This is a genomic window from Streptomyces sp. CB02400, from assembly GCF_001905725.1.
GTDB classification, from domain to species: Bacteria; Actinomycetota; Actinomycetes; order Streptomycetales; family Streptomycetaceae; genus Streptomyces; species Streptomyces atrovirens.
This window is the reverse complement of the sequence record NZ_LIWB01000022.1, coordinates 95973-111665: the sequence shown is the minus strand read 5'-3', so window position 1 is coordinate 111665 and position 15693 is coordinate 95973. Positions and strand designations below refer to the sequence as shown.

Here is a 15693-nt window from a genome sequence, read left to right as displayed (position 1 = left end):
GTCAGAACAGGGGTTCGGGGAGGATGCCTTCCAAGGCCAGGAGGTGGCGTTTTGTTTTCAGGCCGCCGCCGAAGCCGCCTATGCCGCCGTCGCTCTCCACCACCCGGTGGCACGGTACGACCACCGGAAGCGGGTTCGCGCCCATCGCCATGCCCACGGCCTGGGCCGCGCCGGGCCGGCCGACCCGGCGGGCCAGATCGCCGTACCCGACGACCGAGCCGAACGGCACCCCGGCGGCCAGCTCCCGCAGCACCTCGCGGTTGAAGCCCGAGATCAGCGACCAGTCCAGCGGCAGCTCGAAGTCCCGCCGCTCACTCGCGAAGTACGCCTCGACCTGCCGTATCGCCTCGGCCAGCAGCGGGGAGCCGGGCTCCTCGACGGGCTCGGTGCCGAGCCGCGACGCCAGCCGCTCCAGCGCACTGCCGCGCACCTCGTCGGTGGCGTGGAACACGACGTTGACCAGGCCCTCACGGGTCGCGGCCAGCAGCAGCGGGCCGATGCCGGTGCCGACGACGGCCCACACCACCCGCTGCTCGTACTGCCCATGGCTGTCCATGCGCACCACCGTACGGCCCACCACTGACAACGCCCCGGGCGGACGCCTCAGCCGCGCACCGCGTCCCGCACCACGTCGGGCGTGTTGGTGATGATCCCGTCGACCCCGAACCCGGCGACCCGCCGGGCGGCGGCCGCGTCGTTCACGGTCCAGGTGTACACCTCCAGCGGCTTGCCGCGCGCCCCCTTGAAGGCGTGCACGGCGGCGACGTAAGCGGCGGAGAGGGAACCGTGCGAGGGATTGATCTGGTCGGTGAAGGCCGCGTACGCGGGCAGGTCCGACACGGGCGGCGTCCCGAGGAAGCCCGTCTTCACCGCGGGCCGCAGATCGTGGACCGTCCGTACGCTGTCCGCGCTGAAGCTCTGCACGATCAGCCGGTTCCGCACGTGCCGGCGGTCCAGCCAGCCCTCGTTGCCCAGCACCTTGACGATCTGCCGCTCTATGCCGGGATACAGCTGAGGGTTCTTGATCTCCAGCAGCAGCTTCTGCCGGTGCCGCTCGACGCGGTGCACGAACTGCTCCAGCGTCGGCACGCGCGCGCCCGCGTACGCGGAGCCGAACCAGCTTCCCGCGTCCAGCCGGGCGATCTCCGCGGCGGTGAAGTCCTTCACCTTCCACGGAGCCCGGTCGGGGAAGACCTCCTCGACGTCGGTGGTGCGCCGCAGGCTGTCGTCGTGCAGGACGACGAGTTCACCGTCCCTGGTGCGCTGGACGTCGTTCTCCACCCAGTCGACGCCGAGCGCGGCGGCCTTGTCGACGGCCTCCAGGGTGTTCTCGGGCGCGTACGCGGACGCGCCCCGGTGGGCTATCACCAGGGGCCGCGCGGAGCTCTCCGCGGCCCGCGCGGGGGAGAGCGGGAGCAGGAGGGCGGCGGTGCCCAGGAGCGCGGTGGTCGAGGCGGCGACAGCGCGTGCGTGCATGCGTACTCCTCGCGTCGAACGGTCACGGTCAGCTCAACTGTGACAGCAGAGGGTCGACGCGAGACGAGTACGGGATGGCCACGGATTGAACGGTGTTGTCCAGACTCCGCACACTGATGCCACACACCTGGGGCAAGGACGTGTTTCTTTGCCGGAAAGTCGTTCGACCATTCCGGCGGGGTCATACTCTCTGCGTCATCCCTGGCCGCCGTCACGGCGCCAGGAGGGGGGTATATCAGGACGTTGCGGGACACACGGGTCGGGAAGGGCAGCCGCGCATGCAAGGCACGGTCGACGGATTCAGCTACGGCCTGGTCACACCGGTGGTGGCCTTCCTCATGGCCTGCCTCGGCGGCGCCCTGGGCCTGCGCTGCACCACCAGGGCCATCAGGATGTCCCGCTCCTGGCGCCCCGGCTGGCTCGCCCTGGGGGCCGCGACCATCGGCTCCGGCATATGGACGATGCACTTCGTCGCGATGACGGGCTTCACCGTCGAGGGCACGCCGATCCACTACGACCGGCTGATCACGTTCGCGAGTCTGGCCGTCGCCGTCGTCATGGTGGGCATCGGGATCTTCATCGTCGGCTACAAGGGCGCCTCCGGAACGGCCCTGTTCACCGGGGGCGCCATCACCGGCCTCGGCATCGCCTCGATGCACTACCTCGGCATGGCCGGGATGAGCCTCGACGGATACCTGAAGTACGACGTCCTCACGGTCGCCGCGTCCGTGGCCATCGCCACGGCCGCCGCCAGCGCCGCCCTGTGGGCGGCCGGACAGGTGCGGGGCTTCCTGTGGAGCGTGGGCGCCAGCGTCGTCATGGGGCTCGCGGTCACCGGGATGCACTACACCGGCATGGCCGCACTCGAGGTGCACGTCCACGGCACGGCCGAGCCCGCCGCGGGGGAGCCGGCGGCCGCCCTGCTCGGGCCGATGATGGTCGGCCCGCTCGCCTTCCTCGTCCTCGCGGGCGTCGTGGTGATCTTCGACCCGCTGATGGTCGCCGGCGGGCCCGCCGCGTCCCCCGCCGAGCACAAGCCCGGCGTCCCCGCCCACTCCCCGGCCCACCACTCCCCGGCACGCCCGCGGCTGCGGGCCCGCGGCCCCGTGGAACACCGCTCCCGGACCCCGCAGCGCCGCTGATCCGGACCCGTTGTCAGTGGGGGGCCGTACGGTGGATGACATGCGGCCCGTTTCCCAGATCGAACGCACGGTGGCGCCCTTCGAGGTCGTCAGCCCCTACCAGCCGAGCGGCGACCAGCCGACGGCCATCGCCGACCTCGCCCGGCGCATCGAAGCAGGCGAGAAGGACGTCGTCCTGCTCGGCGCGACCGGCACCGGCAAGTCCGCCACCACCGCGTGGATGATCGAGAAGCTCCAGCGCCCCACCCTGGTCATGGCGCCGAACAAGACCCTGGCCGCCCAGCTGGCCAACGAGTTCCGCGAGCTGCTGCCGAACAACGCGGTCGAATACTTCGTCTCGTACTACGACTACTACCAGCCCGAGGCGTACGTCCCGCAGTCGGACACCTACATCGAGAAGGACTCCTCGATCAACGAGGAGGTCGAGCGGCTGCGCCACTCCGCGACCAACTCGCTGCTCACCCGCCGCGACGTCGTCGTGGTCGCCTCCGTCTCCTGCATCTACGGCCTGGGCACCCCGCAGGAGTACGTGGACCGCATGGTCCCCCTCCGCGTCGGCGACGAGTTCGACCGGGACGAGCTGCTGCGCCGCTTCGTGGACATCCAGTACACGCGCAACGACATGGCCTTCACCCGCGGCACCTTCCGCGTCCGCGGCGACACCATCGAGATCTTCCCGGTCTACGAGGAGCTCGCCGTCCGCATCGAGATGTTCGGCGACGAGATCGAGGCGCTCTCCACGCTCCATCCGCTCACCGGCGAGATCATCAGCGACGACCAGCAGCTCTACGTCTTCCCGGCCTCCCACTACGTCGCGGGCCCCGAGCGGCTGGAGCGCGCGGTGGGCGACATCGAGAAGGAGCTCGGCGAGCGCCTGGCCGAGCTGGAGAAGCAGGGCAAGCTCCTGGAGGCCCAGCGCCTGCGCATGCGCACCACGTACGACATCGAGATGCTCCGCCAGATCGGCTCCTGCTCCGGCGTGGAGAACTACTCGATGCACTTCGACGGCCGCTCACCCGGCTCCCCGCCGAACACCCTGCTGGACTACTTCCCGGACGACTTCCTCCTCGTCATCGACGAGTCGCACGTCACCGTCCCGCAGATCGGCGCCATGTACGAGGGCGACGCCTCCCGCAAGCGCACCCTCGTCGATCACGGCTTCCGGCTCCCCTCCGCCCTGGACAACCGGCCGCTGAAGTGGGAGGAGTTCCAGGAGCGCATCGGGCAGGCCGTCTACCTGTCGGCCACCCCCGGCCAGTACGAGCTCTCCCGCGCGGACGGCACCGTCGAACAGATCATCCGCCCCACCGGCCTCGTCGACCCCGAGGTCGTGGTCAAGCCCACCGAGGGCCAGATCGACGACCTGGTGCACGAGATCCGCACCCGCGTGGAGAAGGACGAACGCGTCCTGGTCACCACGCTCACCAAGAAGATGGCCGAGGACCTCACCGACTACTTCCTGGAACTCGGCATCCAGGTGCGCTATCTCCACAGCGACGTCGACACCCTGCGCCGGGTCGAGCTGCTGCGGGAGCTGCGCAGCGGCGAGTACGACGTCCTCGTCGGCATCAACCTGCTGCGCGAGGGCCTCGACCTGCCCGAGGTGTCGCTGGTCGCCATCCTCGACGCGGACAAGGAGGGCTTCCTGCGCTCGGGCACCTCCCTGATCCAGACCATCGGCCGCGCGGCGCGCAACGTCTCCGGCCAGGTCCACATGTACGCCGACAAGATCACCCCGGCGATGGAGAAGGCCATCGACGAGACCAACCGCCGCCGGGAGAAGCAGGTCGCGTACAACAAGGCGAACGGCATCGATCCCCAGCCGCTCCGCAAGAAGATCAACGACATCGTCGCGCAGATCGCCCGCGAGGACATCGACACCGAGGAGCTGCTCGGCTCGGGCTACCGCCAGGCCACGAAGGACGGCGGCACCAAGGCGCCCGTACCCTCCCTGGGGACCAAGGCGGCCAAGGGCGCGAAGAGCGCCAAGGGCGCCAGGGGCAAGGCCGCCGAGACCGTGCCGACCGACCGGCCCGCCGCCGAACTCGCCGAGCAGATCGAGGAACTCACCACACGGATGCGGGCCGCCGCGGCCGACCTGCAGTTCGAGATCGCGGCCCGGCTGCGCGACGAGGTCTCCGAGATGAAGAAGGAGTTGCGGCAGATGCAGGAGGCCGGCCTGTCCTGACGGCCGCGTACGCGATGTGTTGCAAGAACGACACAAAGTGCGGTCCCGGGTACGTCACTGTCAGTGCCCCTGCGTAGGGTTCTGGTCAACCGCGATTGCGCGGTAACAGGGGAAGTTCGAGAGGGGAATCAGCGCGTGACCGTCAACATGACCAAGGGTCAGGCCATCAGTCTGCAGAAGAACGACGGTGGCAGCCTGACCGCGGTGCGCATGGGTCTCGGCTGGCAGGCGGCTCCCCGTCGCGGCCTGTTCGGCTCGCGCACCCGGGAGATCGACCTGGACGCCTCGGCCGTCCTGTTCGCGGACAAGCAGCCGGTCGACGTCGTCTTCTTCCGCCACCTGGTGAGCGACGACGGCTCCGTGCGCCACACCGGTGACAACCTCGTCGGCGGTGTCGGCCAGGGCGGCGACGACGAGGCCATCCTCGTCGACCTCTCGCGCGTCCCGGTCCACATCGACCAGATCGTCTTCACCGTGAACTCCTTCACGGGCCAGACCTTCCAGGAGGTGCAGAACGCGTTCTGCCGCCTCGTCGACGAGACCAACGGCCAGGAGCTCGCCCGCTACACGCTGGCCGGCGGCGGCGCCTACACGGCCCAGCTCATGGCGAAGGTGCACCGCACGGGTGCGGGCTGGACGATGACGGCCCTCGGCAACCCGGCCAACGGCCGCACCTTCCAGGATCTGATGCCGGCGATCCTGCCGGTCCTCTAGGCACCGCACCCGGGCCGGGGCACGACAGGCGACACATCACACGCGACACCGCGACACGGGGGGACGAAGGCGATGACGGCCGAGCTGGTGCGGGGACAGAACCACCCGCTCTCCCAGTCCCGTCTGGAGATCAGGGTCTCGGCCGGCACGCCGGTCGTGGCCGTGGCCGCGCTCGGCGACGAGAACGGCCGGATCCACGGAGTGGAGTGGGTGGCCCACCCGGGCGCACCCACCCAGCCCGGTCTGGAGGTGTCGCGTCAGGCGGCCGCCGACCACCGTCTCGCGGTGGACCTGGACGCCATGACGGACGCGGTGCACCGCGTCAGTGTGCTGCTCGCCCTGCCCGCCCCGGGCGGCGGCCCGGGACCCGCCCGGTTCGGCGCCGTGGCGGCCCCCTTCGTCGCCGTCACCGGCCTGGACGGCGGCGAAATCGCCAGCTACACCATCACCGGCCTGGAGGCCGAGTCGGCCGTCGTCGCGCTGGAGCTCTACCGGCGGCAGGGCGCCTGGAAGGTGCGCGCCGTCGGCCAGGGCTACGCGGGCGGCCTGGCCGAGCTCCTCACCGACCAGGGCCTGCCCGAGGCCGTACCGCTCGCGGGCACCATCGACGAGGCGGTCGCGCGGGGCCTCGCCCGCTCCGTGCAGGCGCCCCCGCCCCGCCCGGCCGACGGTGACCGCTCCCGTCAGCCGGCCGCCCCCGCCCTCGGCCCCGACCAGGGCGGCACCGCACCGCAGGGCGCCCCCGGTCCCGTACCGCCGTCGTACGGCGGGCAGCCGGCCGGCGGGCCGGGACAGACCGGACCGCAGCCGGCGTACGGCGGAGCCGGTGCCGCGGACCCGTCCGCCACCACCGGAGGCCCGATCAACTACAGCCACCCCGGCCGGCAGAACTCCGCCCCGCCGCCGCCCCCGCCCACCGCGCCGCCGGCGCAGCCCGGACAGCCCGCGCAGCCCGTCGCTGGGGACGCCACCGGCTGGTCCATGGAGGAGCGGCTCTACAACCAGGTCTGGGGCATGTTCGAGGACCTGGCCCGCACCACCGCCGCCTACCGCAGCGCCGTCGACTTCGCCGAGTCCCGCATGGACAAGGAGCTGGAGCAGACCCTCTCCGACCCGCGCAGCCGGATCGGCGGTCAGGGCGACGCCGCGCGCGAGGCCGCCCGGGCCCGGTACACACACCTCGTCGACCAGGCGCGAGCGGTCCTCGACCGGGACCTCGTCCAGCTCGTCGCCGAGGCCGACGTCGTCGAACCCGCGCTGCCCCCCGCCTTCGCCCGCTGGGACAATCCCGCCTGGCACGCCTACCGGGTGCCGATGGAGATACCCATGGCACTGCGCCTGGGCGACCTGCGGCTGCCCGAGGCCGACCGGATCCGCATCCCGATGCTGCTCCGGCTGCCGCTGGAGCGGGGTCTGTGGATCGACAGCGGACGGGCCGACTCGGTCGACGGGTCGTTCACCGACTCCCACGACATGCGGCGCCTCGCCATGGAGACGGCGGTGGCGCACGCGGCCCGGCTGCTCGCCGTCTACCCGGCGGGCGAGTTCACCGTGCACGTCATCGACCCGGCCGGATCCGGGGCGCAGCCGCTGGCGCCGCTGACGCAGACCGGTGTGCTGGCGGCCCCGCCCGCCCAGGGCGCCGCGGGGGTGACGGACGTGCTGGGCCGGCTCACGCAGCGGGTCGACCTGGTGCAGATGGCGCTGCGCGGAGGTGCTCCGGACGCGCTGCCGCCCGGCTTCGACACCTCCCAGCAGCTACTGATCGTCAACGACTTCCCGCACGGCTTCGACGACCGGGCCGTGAACCAGTTGCGCTACCTCGCCGACGAGGGTCCGGCCGTCGGGGTCCATCTGATGATGGTCGCCGACCGCGAGGAGTCCGCGGGCTACGGTCCGCTCCTCGACCCGCTGTGGCGTTCGCTGCTGCGACTGACTCCCGTGCCTGATGACCATCTGGCCGATCCGTGGGTCGGGCACGCCTGGACGTACGAGCCGCCGCTCGTGCCGCCGGACAGCCAGGTCCTCCACCAGGTGCTCACCCAGGTCGCGGCGGCCCGCCGCTCATGGAACAGGTGACGTCCCCGTACCTTTGACCAAGCCCGTGCAAAGCCCTCTCACCTGGGGACTTGTACCTTTCTTTACTCGTCCCTTTACCAATCCTTGGTGATTGGGTACTCTTGACCGCACGGAGGGGAGTACTCCCTGTCTGTGCGGCGACCCCGTCAATACGGATCAGGCCAGATCCCGGGGCGTCGGCCCGAAGGACCGTCCGGACGCAGCCAAGCGCCGGAGGCCCGGGTGGAAGAGACCTCCGGCAGCGACGACGCTGACATTTGCCGTGTGACGTATCTGCCGGAGGCGCAGTGGATGTTTCCCTGACCCTGTGGGTCCTGACGATCGTGGGCCTCAGTGCCCTCATCGCGGTCGACTTCTTCATCGGCCGCAAACCGCATGACGTATCCATCAAGGAAGCCGGAATCTGGACCGTCGTCTGGATCGTCCTGGCCGCGCTCTTCGGACTCGGCCTGCTGATCTGGGGCGGAGGACAGGCCGGAGGCGAGTTCTTCGCCGGCTTCATCACCGAGAAGTCACTGAGCGTCGACAACCTCTTCGTCTTCGTCCTGATCATGGCGAAGTTCGCGGTGCCGTCGCAGTACCAGCAGCGGGTGCTCCTCGTCGGCGTACTCATAGCCCTGGTGCTGCGCGCGATCTTCATCGCCGCGGGCGCCGCGATCCTCGCCAGCTTCTCGTGGGTGTTCTACCTCTTCGGCGCCTTCCTGATCTGGACCGCCTGGAAGCTCATCCAGGAGGCCCGGGCCGACGAGGAGGACGAGGAGTACGAGGAGAACAAGCTCCTCAAGGCCGCCGAGCGCCGCTTCGGCGTGGCCGACCGGTACCACGGCACCAAGCTGTGGATCGAGCAGAACGGCAAGCGGGTCATGACCCCGATGCTCGTCGTCATGCTCGCCATCGGCACCACGGACGTCCTGTTCGCGCTCGACTCCATCCCCGCGATCTTCGGCCTGACCCAGGACCCGTACATCGTGTTCACGGCGAACGCGTTCGCGCTGATGGGCCTGAGGCAGCTGTACTTCCTCATCGGCGGCCTGCTGAAGAAGCTGGTCCACCTGTCCTACGGCCTGTCGATCATCCTCGGCTTCATCGGCGTGAAGCTGGTGCTGCACGCACTGCACGAGTCCGGGGTGCACGTCCCCGAGATCAGCATCCCGGTCTCGCTGGGCGTCATCTGCGCGGTCCTGGTCGTCACCACGATCACCAGCCTGCGGGCCTCCCGCAAGCAGGCGGAGGCCGAGGCGGCGGCAGGCCGGGGCGAGGACCCCGTGAAGAACAACATCGACGTCTGACCCTTGTCGGACACCGGAACGCCGGTACCGGGAGCGGAGGTCAGCACATCGCAGGCCACCGCTCCCGGTCCCGTTTGTTCCCACCCCGCGCCGCCCGCCGGCGCCGACCGAACACGACTCGTACGAGGAGGCCATGCGTGACCATGATGACCCCGAGACGATCAGGATCGCGGAGCGGAGGGGCTCGCCGTGCGGCGGCGACACCCCCCGCGCCCCCCACGGTCGGCCGGTGGTCGGAGGGCTGCGGTGAGGTGCGTCGCTCGTTCACGTCTGCGACGATCGCCCCATGACCGCTCGGCTCAGGTCACTCGCGGCACAGTGGACGACCCTGGTGCCGGTGTTCGCCGTGGTTCTGCTGATCCTGACCTGGGGGCGCGAACTGCCCGGCTGGATCGTCGTACTGGTGACCGCGGTTCTCGCGGGATCCGTGCTGGCGGCCGTGCACCACGCCGAGGTGGTCGCGCACCGGGTCGGTGAGCCCTTCGGCTCCCTGGTCCTCGCGGTCGCCGTCACCGTCATCGAGGTGGCGCTCATCGTCACGCTGATGCTCGACGGCGGGGACAAGAGCGCGACGCTCGCCAGGGACACCGTGTTCGCGGCCGTGATGATCACGGTCAACGGCATTCTCGGACTGAGCCTGCTGGTGGGCTCACTGCGCCACGGCACGGCGGTGTTCAATTCGGAAGGCACCGGCGCGGCCCTCGCCACGGTCGCGACGCTGGCGACCCTCAGCCTCGTACTGCCGACGTTCACCACGAGCAAGCCGGGCCCGGAGTTCTCCACCGTGCAGCTCACGTTCGCGGCGGTCTCCTCACTGATCCTCTACGCCTTGTTCGTGGCGACCCAGACCGTCAGACACCGCGACTACTTCCTGCCGATCGTCAAACAGAGCGAATCGGCAGCCTCCGAGGGGGAGCACGCCGAGGCGCCCTCCACGCGCACCGCCCTGATCAGTCTCGGGCTGCTGGGCCTGGCGCTGGTCGGAGTGGTCGGGCTGGCCAAAGGGGTCTCGCCCACGATCGAGTCCGGAGTGGATGCCGCCGGGCTGCCCCACTCCGTCGTCGGTGTGATCATCGCCCTGCTGGTCCTCCTCCCGGAGACCATCGCCGCGGTGCGCGCCTCGCGCCGCAACCAGGTGCAGACCAGCATGAACCTCGCGCTCGGCTCGGCGATGGCCAGCATCGGCCTGACCATCCCCGCCGTCGCGCTGGCCTCCCTCTGGCTCCCCGGCCCGCTCGTCCTCGGCCTCGGCAACACCCATATGGTGCTGCTCGCCCTGACCATGGTGGTGGGCGCGCTGACCGTGGTCCCCGGGCGGGCCACACCACTCCAGGGCGGCGTGCACCTGGTGCTGCTCGCGGCCTATCTGGAGCTGGCGCTCAACCCCTAGCGGGGAGCACGTCGCCCAGCGGCACAGGCCACGCTTCCCGGCGCTCGTGGGCCGCCCGGAGACCTCGTTCTCCGGGCGGCCCACGAGCAGTGCCGGGAAGCGCCCGCCTCGCGGCCACGCGGTCGCCCGGTGCGGGCCGGGCAGGGCTCAACGGCCGTGCGGCGCAGCGTGATAAACCGGGTCCGAGCAGCGGTTCCGGCGAGGACCGCCCCACCCCGACGGACCGGAGGAACCGTGCCCCGCAATCTGGCCAACGCCCCCATCATGATCCTCAACGGCCCCAACCTGAACCTGCTGGGACAGCGCCAGCCGGAGATCTACGGCTCCGACACGCTCGCCGACGTGGAGGCGATGTGCGCCGAGGCGGCGGCGGCACGGGGCGGCACGGTGGATCTGCGCCAGTCCAACCACGAGGGCCGGCTGGTGGACTGGATCCACGAGGCACGGTCGAACCACTGCGGGATCGTCATCAACCCCGGTGCCTACTCCCACACCTCCGTCGCCATCCTGGACGCCCTCAACGTCTGCGACGGCCTGCCCGTGATGGAGGTCCACATCTCCAACATCCACCGGCGCGAGTCCTTCCGGCACCACTCCTACGTCTCCCTGCGCGCCGACGGGGTCATCGCGGGATGCGGGGTGCAGGGGTACGTGTTCGCGGTGGAGCGGATCGCCGCGCTGGCCGGCCCCGGAGTGGCCGAGACGTAGGCCCCGTCTCACCAGCCCCGCGCGCGCCACTCCGGCAGATGCGGGCGTTCCGCGCCCAGGGTGGTGTCGTCGCCGTGCCCGGGATAGACCCAGGTCTCGTCCGGCAGAACCCCGAAGATCTTGGTCTCGACGTCATGGATCAGACTGGCGAACGCCTTCGGATCCTTGTGGGTGTTGCCCACACCGCCCGGGAACAGGCAGTCCCCGGTGAACACATGCGGATGCCCGTGGGGATCGTCGTAGACCAGGGCGATCGAGCCGGGGGTGTGCCCGACCAGATGGCGGGCGGTGAGTTCCACCCGGCCCACGCGGATGGTGTCGCCGTCGTCGACCGGCACGTCGGTCGGCACGGGGATGCCCTCGGCGTCCTCCCGGCCCGCGTGGGTGCGGGCGCCGGTGGCGGCGACGACCTCGGCGAGCGCCTGCCAGTGGTCGCCGTGCCGGTGGGTGGTGACGACGGACGCGATGCCGTCGTCACCGATCGTCCCCAGCAGGGTCCCCGCGTCGTTGGCCGCGTCGATCAGCAACTGCTCGTCGGTGGCCCGGCAACGCAGCAGATAGGCGTTGTTGTCCATGGGGCCGACCGCGATCTTGGTGATCATCAGGTCCTTGAGTTCGTGCACGTCGGCTGGGCCGCCGACCGTCACCCGACCGCTGTACGTCATGACCGCCAGCCTATAGCGGGAACCCGCGCGGGACAGGCGCTACAGCGGGGGAAGCGACGGGAGGTCCCCGCCCTTGACCGTCAGGGCGGCGCCGTCCCGGCGGCCGGCCAGCCAGCCGAGCAGGTCGGCGGCCGTCCCCTCGACCGCGACCGGGCCGCCGTCCGCCCCGCCGCCGGTCGTCCAGGTCTGGCCGTCCACGGTGGCCAGGGCGGTCGACGGCACGTCCCGGTGGCCGGCGAACCGCGCCGCGAGGAAGTCGATCTCCCGCTCCGTGAAGTCCGCCGGCAGGTCCTCCAGCTCGTAGCCGATCCCGAGGTCCACGTGGTGCAGCTCCACCTCGATCCACCGCCGGAACGGCACCCGCTCCGCCCGGTCCGTGACCCCGTTGCGCAGCTCCACCGTGCGCGACGGGTCCGCCGGGGCCGCGCCCGCCGCGCGGAAGCGCTCCCCGCTCTCCCGCAGGTCGGCGAGGTGCGCGTCGAGGGGGCGCGGCGCGTCCCGCTCGATGTCGGCGTCCCGGGCCTCGCCGGAGACGTACATGGGTCGGCCCTCGAGGACGTTCACCAGGGCGTCCGCGTTGCGGGCCAGGTGGGCCAGCACATGGCCGCGGGTCCAGCCGGGCAGCCGTGACGACTGGGTCACAGCCGCGTTGTCCAGTGCGGCGACCGCGGTGAGCAGCCGCTCGGTCGCTGCTTGTACAGACGCCAGGTCATCAGCGTGATCAATCATGGTGCTGACCCTAGCCCCGTCACACCATCGGGTGAAGGTGGTGAAGCCGCGCCCTAAATCGAATGCACGTGCTATATGGTCGTGTTCGGCGTCGGGCATGCTGGAGAGCCGGGGTTTGTTGACAACCCGTGAATCCGAACCGGCGTTGTCAGTGGCTCCCCCTAGTCTGAGGAAGACGGGGGCCCCGCCCCTGTCACTTCTCTCAAGAAAGGTGCGGACCGGCGTGGCCGACCGTCTCATCGTCCGTGGAGCGCGCGAGCACAACCTCAAGAACGTCTCGCTCGATCTCCCGCGCGACTCGCTCATCGTCTTCACGGGCCTGTCGGGGTCGGGCAAGTCCTCGCTGGCCTTCGACACGATCTTCGCCGAGGGACAGCGGCGCTACGTGGAGTCCCTCTCCTCGTACGCCCGGCAGTTCCTCGGCCAGATGGACAAGCCGGACGTCGACTTCATCGAGGGCCTGTCCCCGGCGGTCTCCATCGACCAGAAGTCGACCTCCCGCAACCCGCGCTCCACGGTCGGCACCATCACCGAGGTCTACGACTACCTGCGCCTGCTCTTCGCCCGCATCGGCAAGCCGCACTGCCCCGAGTGCGGCCGCCCGATCGCGCGCCAGTCGCCGCAGGCCATCGTCGACAAGGTCCTGGAACTGCCGGAGGGCAGCCGCTTCCAGGTGCTCTCCCCGCTGGTGCGCGAGCGCAAGGGCGAGTTCGTCGACCTGTTCGCCGACCTCCAGACCAAGGGCTACTCCCGCGCGCGGGTGGACGGCGAGACCGTCCAGCTCTCCAACCCGCCCACGCTGAAGAAGCAGGAGAAGCACACCATCGAGGTGGTCGTCGACCGCCTCACCGTCAAGGACAGCGCCAAGCGTCGCCTCACCGACTCCGTCGAGACCGCCCTCGGCCTGTCCGGCGGCATGGTCGTGCTCGACTTCGTCGACCTCCCCGAGGACGACCCCGAGCGCGAGCGCATGTACTCCGAGCACCTGTACTGCGCGTACGACGACCTGTCCTTCGAGGAGCTGGAGCCCCGCTCCTTCTCCTTCAACTCGCCCTTCGGCGCCTGCCCCGAGTGCACCGGCATCGGCACGCGCATGGAGGTCGACCCCGAGCTGATCGTCCCCGACCCGGACAAGAGCCTCGACGAGGGCGCCATCCACCCGTGGTCGCACGGCCACACCAAGGACTACTTCGGCCGCCTGATCGGCGCCCTCGCGGAGGCGCTGGGCTTCCGCACCGACATCCCCTTCGCCGGCCTGCCGCAGCGCGCCAAGAAGGCCCTGCTGCACGGCCACAAGACCCAGGTCGAGGTCCGCTACCGCAACCGCTACGGCCGCGAGCGCCGGTACACCACGGCCTTCGAGGGCGCCGTCCCCTTCGTCAAGCGCCGGCACAGCGAGGCCGAGAGCGACGCCAGCCGTGAGCGCTTCGAGGGCTACATGCGCGAGGTGCCCTGCCCCACCTGTGAGGGCACCCGGCTCAAGCCGGTCGTCCTCGCCGTCACGGTCATGGGCAAGTCCATCGCCGAGGTCTCCGGGATGTCCATCAGCGACTGCGCGGACTTCCTGGGCGAGCTGAAGCTCACCGCCCGCGACAAGAAGATCGCCGAGCGCGTCCTCAAGGAGGTCAACGAGCGGCTGCGGTTCCTGGTCGACGTCGGCCTGGACTACCTCTCGCTCAACCGCGCGGCGGGCACCCTCTCCGGCGGCGAGGCCCAGCGCATCCGCCTGGCCACCCAGATCGGCTCCGGACTCGTCGGCGTGCTCTACGTCCTCGACGAGCCCTCCATCGGCCTGCACCAGCGGGACAACCACCGGCTGATCGAGACCCTGGTCCGGCTGCGCGACATGGGCAACACGCTCATCGTCGTGGAGCACGACGAGGACACCATCAAGGTCGCCGACTGGATCGTCGACATCGGCCCCGGCGCCGGCGAGCACGGCGGCAAGGTCGTGCACAGCGGCTCCCTCAAGGAGCTGCTGGCCAACGCCGAGTCGCAGACCGGCCAGTACCTGTCCGGCAAGAAGGCCATCCCGCTGCCCGACATCCGCCGCCCGCACGACCCGTCGCGCCGGCTCACGGTGCACGGCGCCCGCGAGAACAACCTCCAGGACATCGACGTGTCCTTCCCGCTGGGCGTCTTCACCGCGGTCACCGGTGTGTCCGGCTCCGGCAAGTCCACGCTGGTCAACGACATCCTGTACACCCACCTCGCCCGCGAGCTGAACGGCGCGCGCAGCGTCCCCGGCCGGCACACGCGGGTGGACGGAGACGACCTCGTCGACAAGGTCGTCCACGTCGACCAGTCGCCCATCGGCCGCACCCCGCGCTCCAACCCGGCGACGTACACGGGCGTCTTCGACCACGTCCGCAAGCTGTTCGCCGAGACCACCGAGGCGAAGGTCCGCGGCTACATGCCGGGCCGCTTCTCCTTCAACGTCAAGGGCGGCCGCTGCGAGAACTGCGCGGGCGACGGCACCATCAAGATCGAGATGAACTTCCTCCCGGACGTGTACGTCCCGTGCGAGGTCTGCCACGGCGCCCGCTACAACCGGGAGACCCTGGAGGTCCACTACAAGGGCAAGTCCATCGCCGACGTCCTGAACATGCCGATCGAAGAGGCCATGAACTTCTTCGAGGCCGTCCCGGCCATCGCCCGCCACCTGCGGACGCTCAACGACGTCGGCCTCGGCTACGTCCGGCTCGGCCAGTCCGCGACCACCCTGTCCGGCGGTGAGGCACAGCGCGTGAAGCTCGCCAGCGAGCTGCAGAAGCGCTCCACCGGCCGCACGGTCTACGTCCTGGACGAGCCGACCACCGGTCTGCACTTCGAGGACATCAGCAAGCTGCTGAAGGTCCTGTCCGGCCTGGTCGAGAAGGGCAACACGGTCATCGTCATCGAGCACAACCTCGACGTGATCAAGACCGCTGACTGGGTCGTCGACATGGGCCCCGAGGGCGGTTCCGGCGGCGGCCTGGTCGTCGCGGAGGGCACCCCGGAGCAGGTCGCCGGCGTCCCGGCCAGCCACACCGGCAAGTTCCTGCGCGACATCCTGGGATCGGACCGGATCAGCGACGCCGCGCAGGCGCCGGCCCCGCGCAAGGCGGCGGCGAAGAAGACGGTCGCCGCCAAGTCCACCACCAGGAGGACGGCCACCAAGGCGATCGACGGTACGGCCGCCAAGAAGACACCCGCGAAGAAGACACCCGCCGAGAAGCCGGCCACCAAGGCCGCCGCGAAGAAGACGACGCGGGCGACCAAGGCCTGACCGGCCCGCACCCCCACGCGCCGTGCCGCACGGAACCCCGTGCGG

12 protein-coding genes are annotated in these 15693 nt (G+C 70.5%); 8 read left to right on the top strand and 4 right to left on the bottom strand.

Annotated features, from left to right (window positions below):
* Position 1: 1 nt before the first annotated feature.
* A complete protein-coding gene (locus AMK33_RS35450; protein ID WP_073937137.1) occupies positions 2 to 556 on the bottom strand; it encodes a methylated-DNA--[protein]-cysteine S-methyltransferase in 555 nt (184 codons plus the stop codon).
* 47 nt (positions 557 to 603) lie between these two features.
* The gene (locus tag AMK33_RS35445) at positions 604 to 1476 is read right to left on the bottom strand and encodes a glycerophosphodiester phosphodiesterase (protein ID WP_073937136.1); all 873 of its coding nucleotides are present in this window, start codon (positions 1474 to 1476) and stop codon (positions 604 to 606) included.
* Positions 1477 to 1754: 278 nt separating this feature from the next.
* Between AMK33_RS35445 and AMK33_RS35440 the strand changes: the two genes are divergently transcribed.
* The 7 genes from AMK33_RS35440 to aroQ all read left to right on the top strand — a co-directional run bounded on the left by AMK33_RS35440 (position 1755) and on the right by aroQ (position 10986).
* Positions 1755 to 2618, top strand: coding sequence for an MHYT domain-containing protein (locus AMK33_RS35440; RefSeq protein WP_073937135.1), 864 nt, complete (start codon positions 1755 to 1757; stop codon positions 2616 to 2618).
* 40 nt (positions 2619 to 2658) lie between these two features.
* Complete coding sequence (gene uvrB / locus AMK33_RS35435; RefSeq protein WP_073937134.1) at positions 2659 to 4806, top strand: excinuclease ABC subunit UvrB; 2148 nt, start codon at positions 2659 to 2661, stop codon at positions 4804 to 4806.
* A 135-nt stretch (positions 4807 to 4941) separates the two neighbouring features.
* Positions 4942 to 5520 carry a TerD family protein gene (locus AMK33_RS35430; protein ID WP_073937133.1) on the top strand — a complete coding sequence of 193 codons (579 nt, stop codon included), beginning with the start codon at positions 4942 to 4944 and terminating at the stop codon, positions 5518 to 5520.
* A gap of 72 nt (positions 5521 to 5592) precedes the next feature.
* Positions 5593 to 7599 (top strand): TerD family protein, encoded by a 2007-nt coding sequence (locus AMK33_RS35425; RefSeq protein ID WP_073937132.1) that lies wholly within the window; start codon positions 5593 to 5595, stop codon positions 7597 to 7599.
* A 287-nt stretch (positions 7600 to 7886) separates the two neighbouring features.
* Positions 7887 to 8888, top strand: coding sequence for a TerC/Alx family metal homeostasis membrane protein (locus AMK33_RS35420; RefSeq protein WP_073937131.1), 1002 nt, complete (start codon positions 7887 to 7889; stop codon positions 8886 to 8888).
* Between the two features lie 286 nt (positions 8889 to 9174).
* Positions 9175 to 10278 (top strand): calcium:proton antiporter, encoded by a 1104-nt coding sequence (locus tag AMK33_RS35415; protein WP_073937130.1) that lies wholly within the window; start codon positions 9175 to 9177, stop codon positions 10276 to 10278.
* A gap of 234 nt (positions 10279 to 10512) precedes the next feature.
* The gene (gene aroQ, locus AMK33_RS35410) at positions 10513 to 10986 is read left to right on the top strand and encodes a type II 3-dehydroquinate dehydratase (RefSeq protein ID WP_073937129.1); all 474 of its coding nucleotides are present in this window, start codon (positions 10513 to 10515) and stop codon (positions 10984 to 10986) included.
* An 8-nt stretch (positions 10987 to 10994) separates the two neighbouring features.
* Here the strand turns inward: aroQ and AMK33_RS35405 are convergent, their stop codons facing one another.
* Both AMK33_RS35405 and AMK33_RS35400 read right to left on the bottom strand, forming a co-directional pair.
* Positions 10995 to 11651 carry an MBL fold metallo-hydrolase gene (locus AMK33_RS35405; protein WP_073937128.1) on the bottom strand — a complete coding sequence of 219 codons (657 nt, stop codon included), beginning with the start codon at positions 11649 to 11651 and terminating at the stop codon, positions 10995 to 10997.
* Between the two features lie 39 nt (positions 11652 to 11690).
* A complete protein-coding gene (locus AMK33_RS35400) occupies positions 11691 to 12380 on the bottom strand; it encodes a maleylpyruvate isomerase family mycothiol-dependent enzyme (RefSeq protein WP_073937127.1) in 690 nt (229 codons plus the stop codon).
* Between the two features lie 223 nt (positions 12381 to 12603).
* Here AMK33_RS35400 and uvrA point away from each other — a divergent pair, with 223 nt between their 5' ends.
* Entirely contained in the window at positions 12604 to 15648 is a 3045-nt protein-coding gene (gene uvrA / locus AMK33_RS35395) for an excinuclease ABC subunit UvrA (protein ID WP_073937126.1), read from the top strand.
* The last annotated feature ends 45 nt before the right edge of the window (positions 15649 to 15693 follow it).

Bases quoted from the DNA above. Each gene is read 5' to 3' on its own strand.
- AMK33_RS35445 (WP_073937136.1), bottom strand. From the start codon at position 1,476: ATGCACGCACGCGCTGTCGCCGCCTCGACCACCGCGCTCCTGGGCACC.
- AMK33_RS35415 (WP_073937130.1), top strand. From the start codon at position 9,175: ATGACCGCTCGGCTCAGGTCACTCGCGGCACAGTGGACGACCCTGGTG.
- AMK33_RS35405 (WP_073937128.1), bottom strand. From the start codon at position 11,651: ATGACGTACAGCGGTCGGGTGACGGTCGGCGGCCCAGCCGACGTGCAC.
- AMK33_RS35450 (WP_073937137.1), bottom strand. From the start codon at position 556: ATGGACAGCCATGGGCAGTACGAGCAGCGGGTGGTGTGGGCCGTCGTC.
- AMK33_RS35425 (WP_073937132.1), top strand. From the start codon at position 5,593: ATGACGGCCGAGCTGGTGCGGGGACAGAACCACCCGCTCTCCCAGTCC.
- AMK33_RS35440 (WP_073937135.1), top strand. From the start codon at position 1,755: ATGCAAGGCACGGTCGACGGATTCAGCTACGGCCTGGTCACACCGGTG.
- AMK33_RS35400 (WP_073937127.1), bottom strand. From the start codon at position 12,380: ATGATTGATCACGCTGATGACCTGGCGTCTGTACAAGCAGCGACCGAG.
- uvrB (WP_073937134.1), top strand. From the start codon at position 2,659: ATGCGGCCCGTTTCCCAGATCGAACGCACGGTGGCGCCCTTCGAGGTC.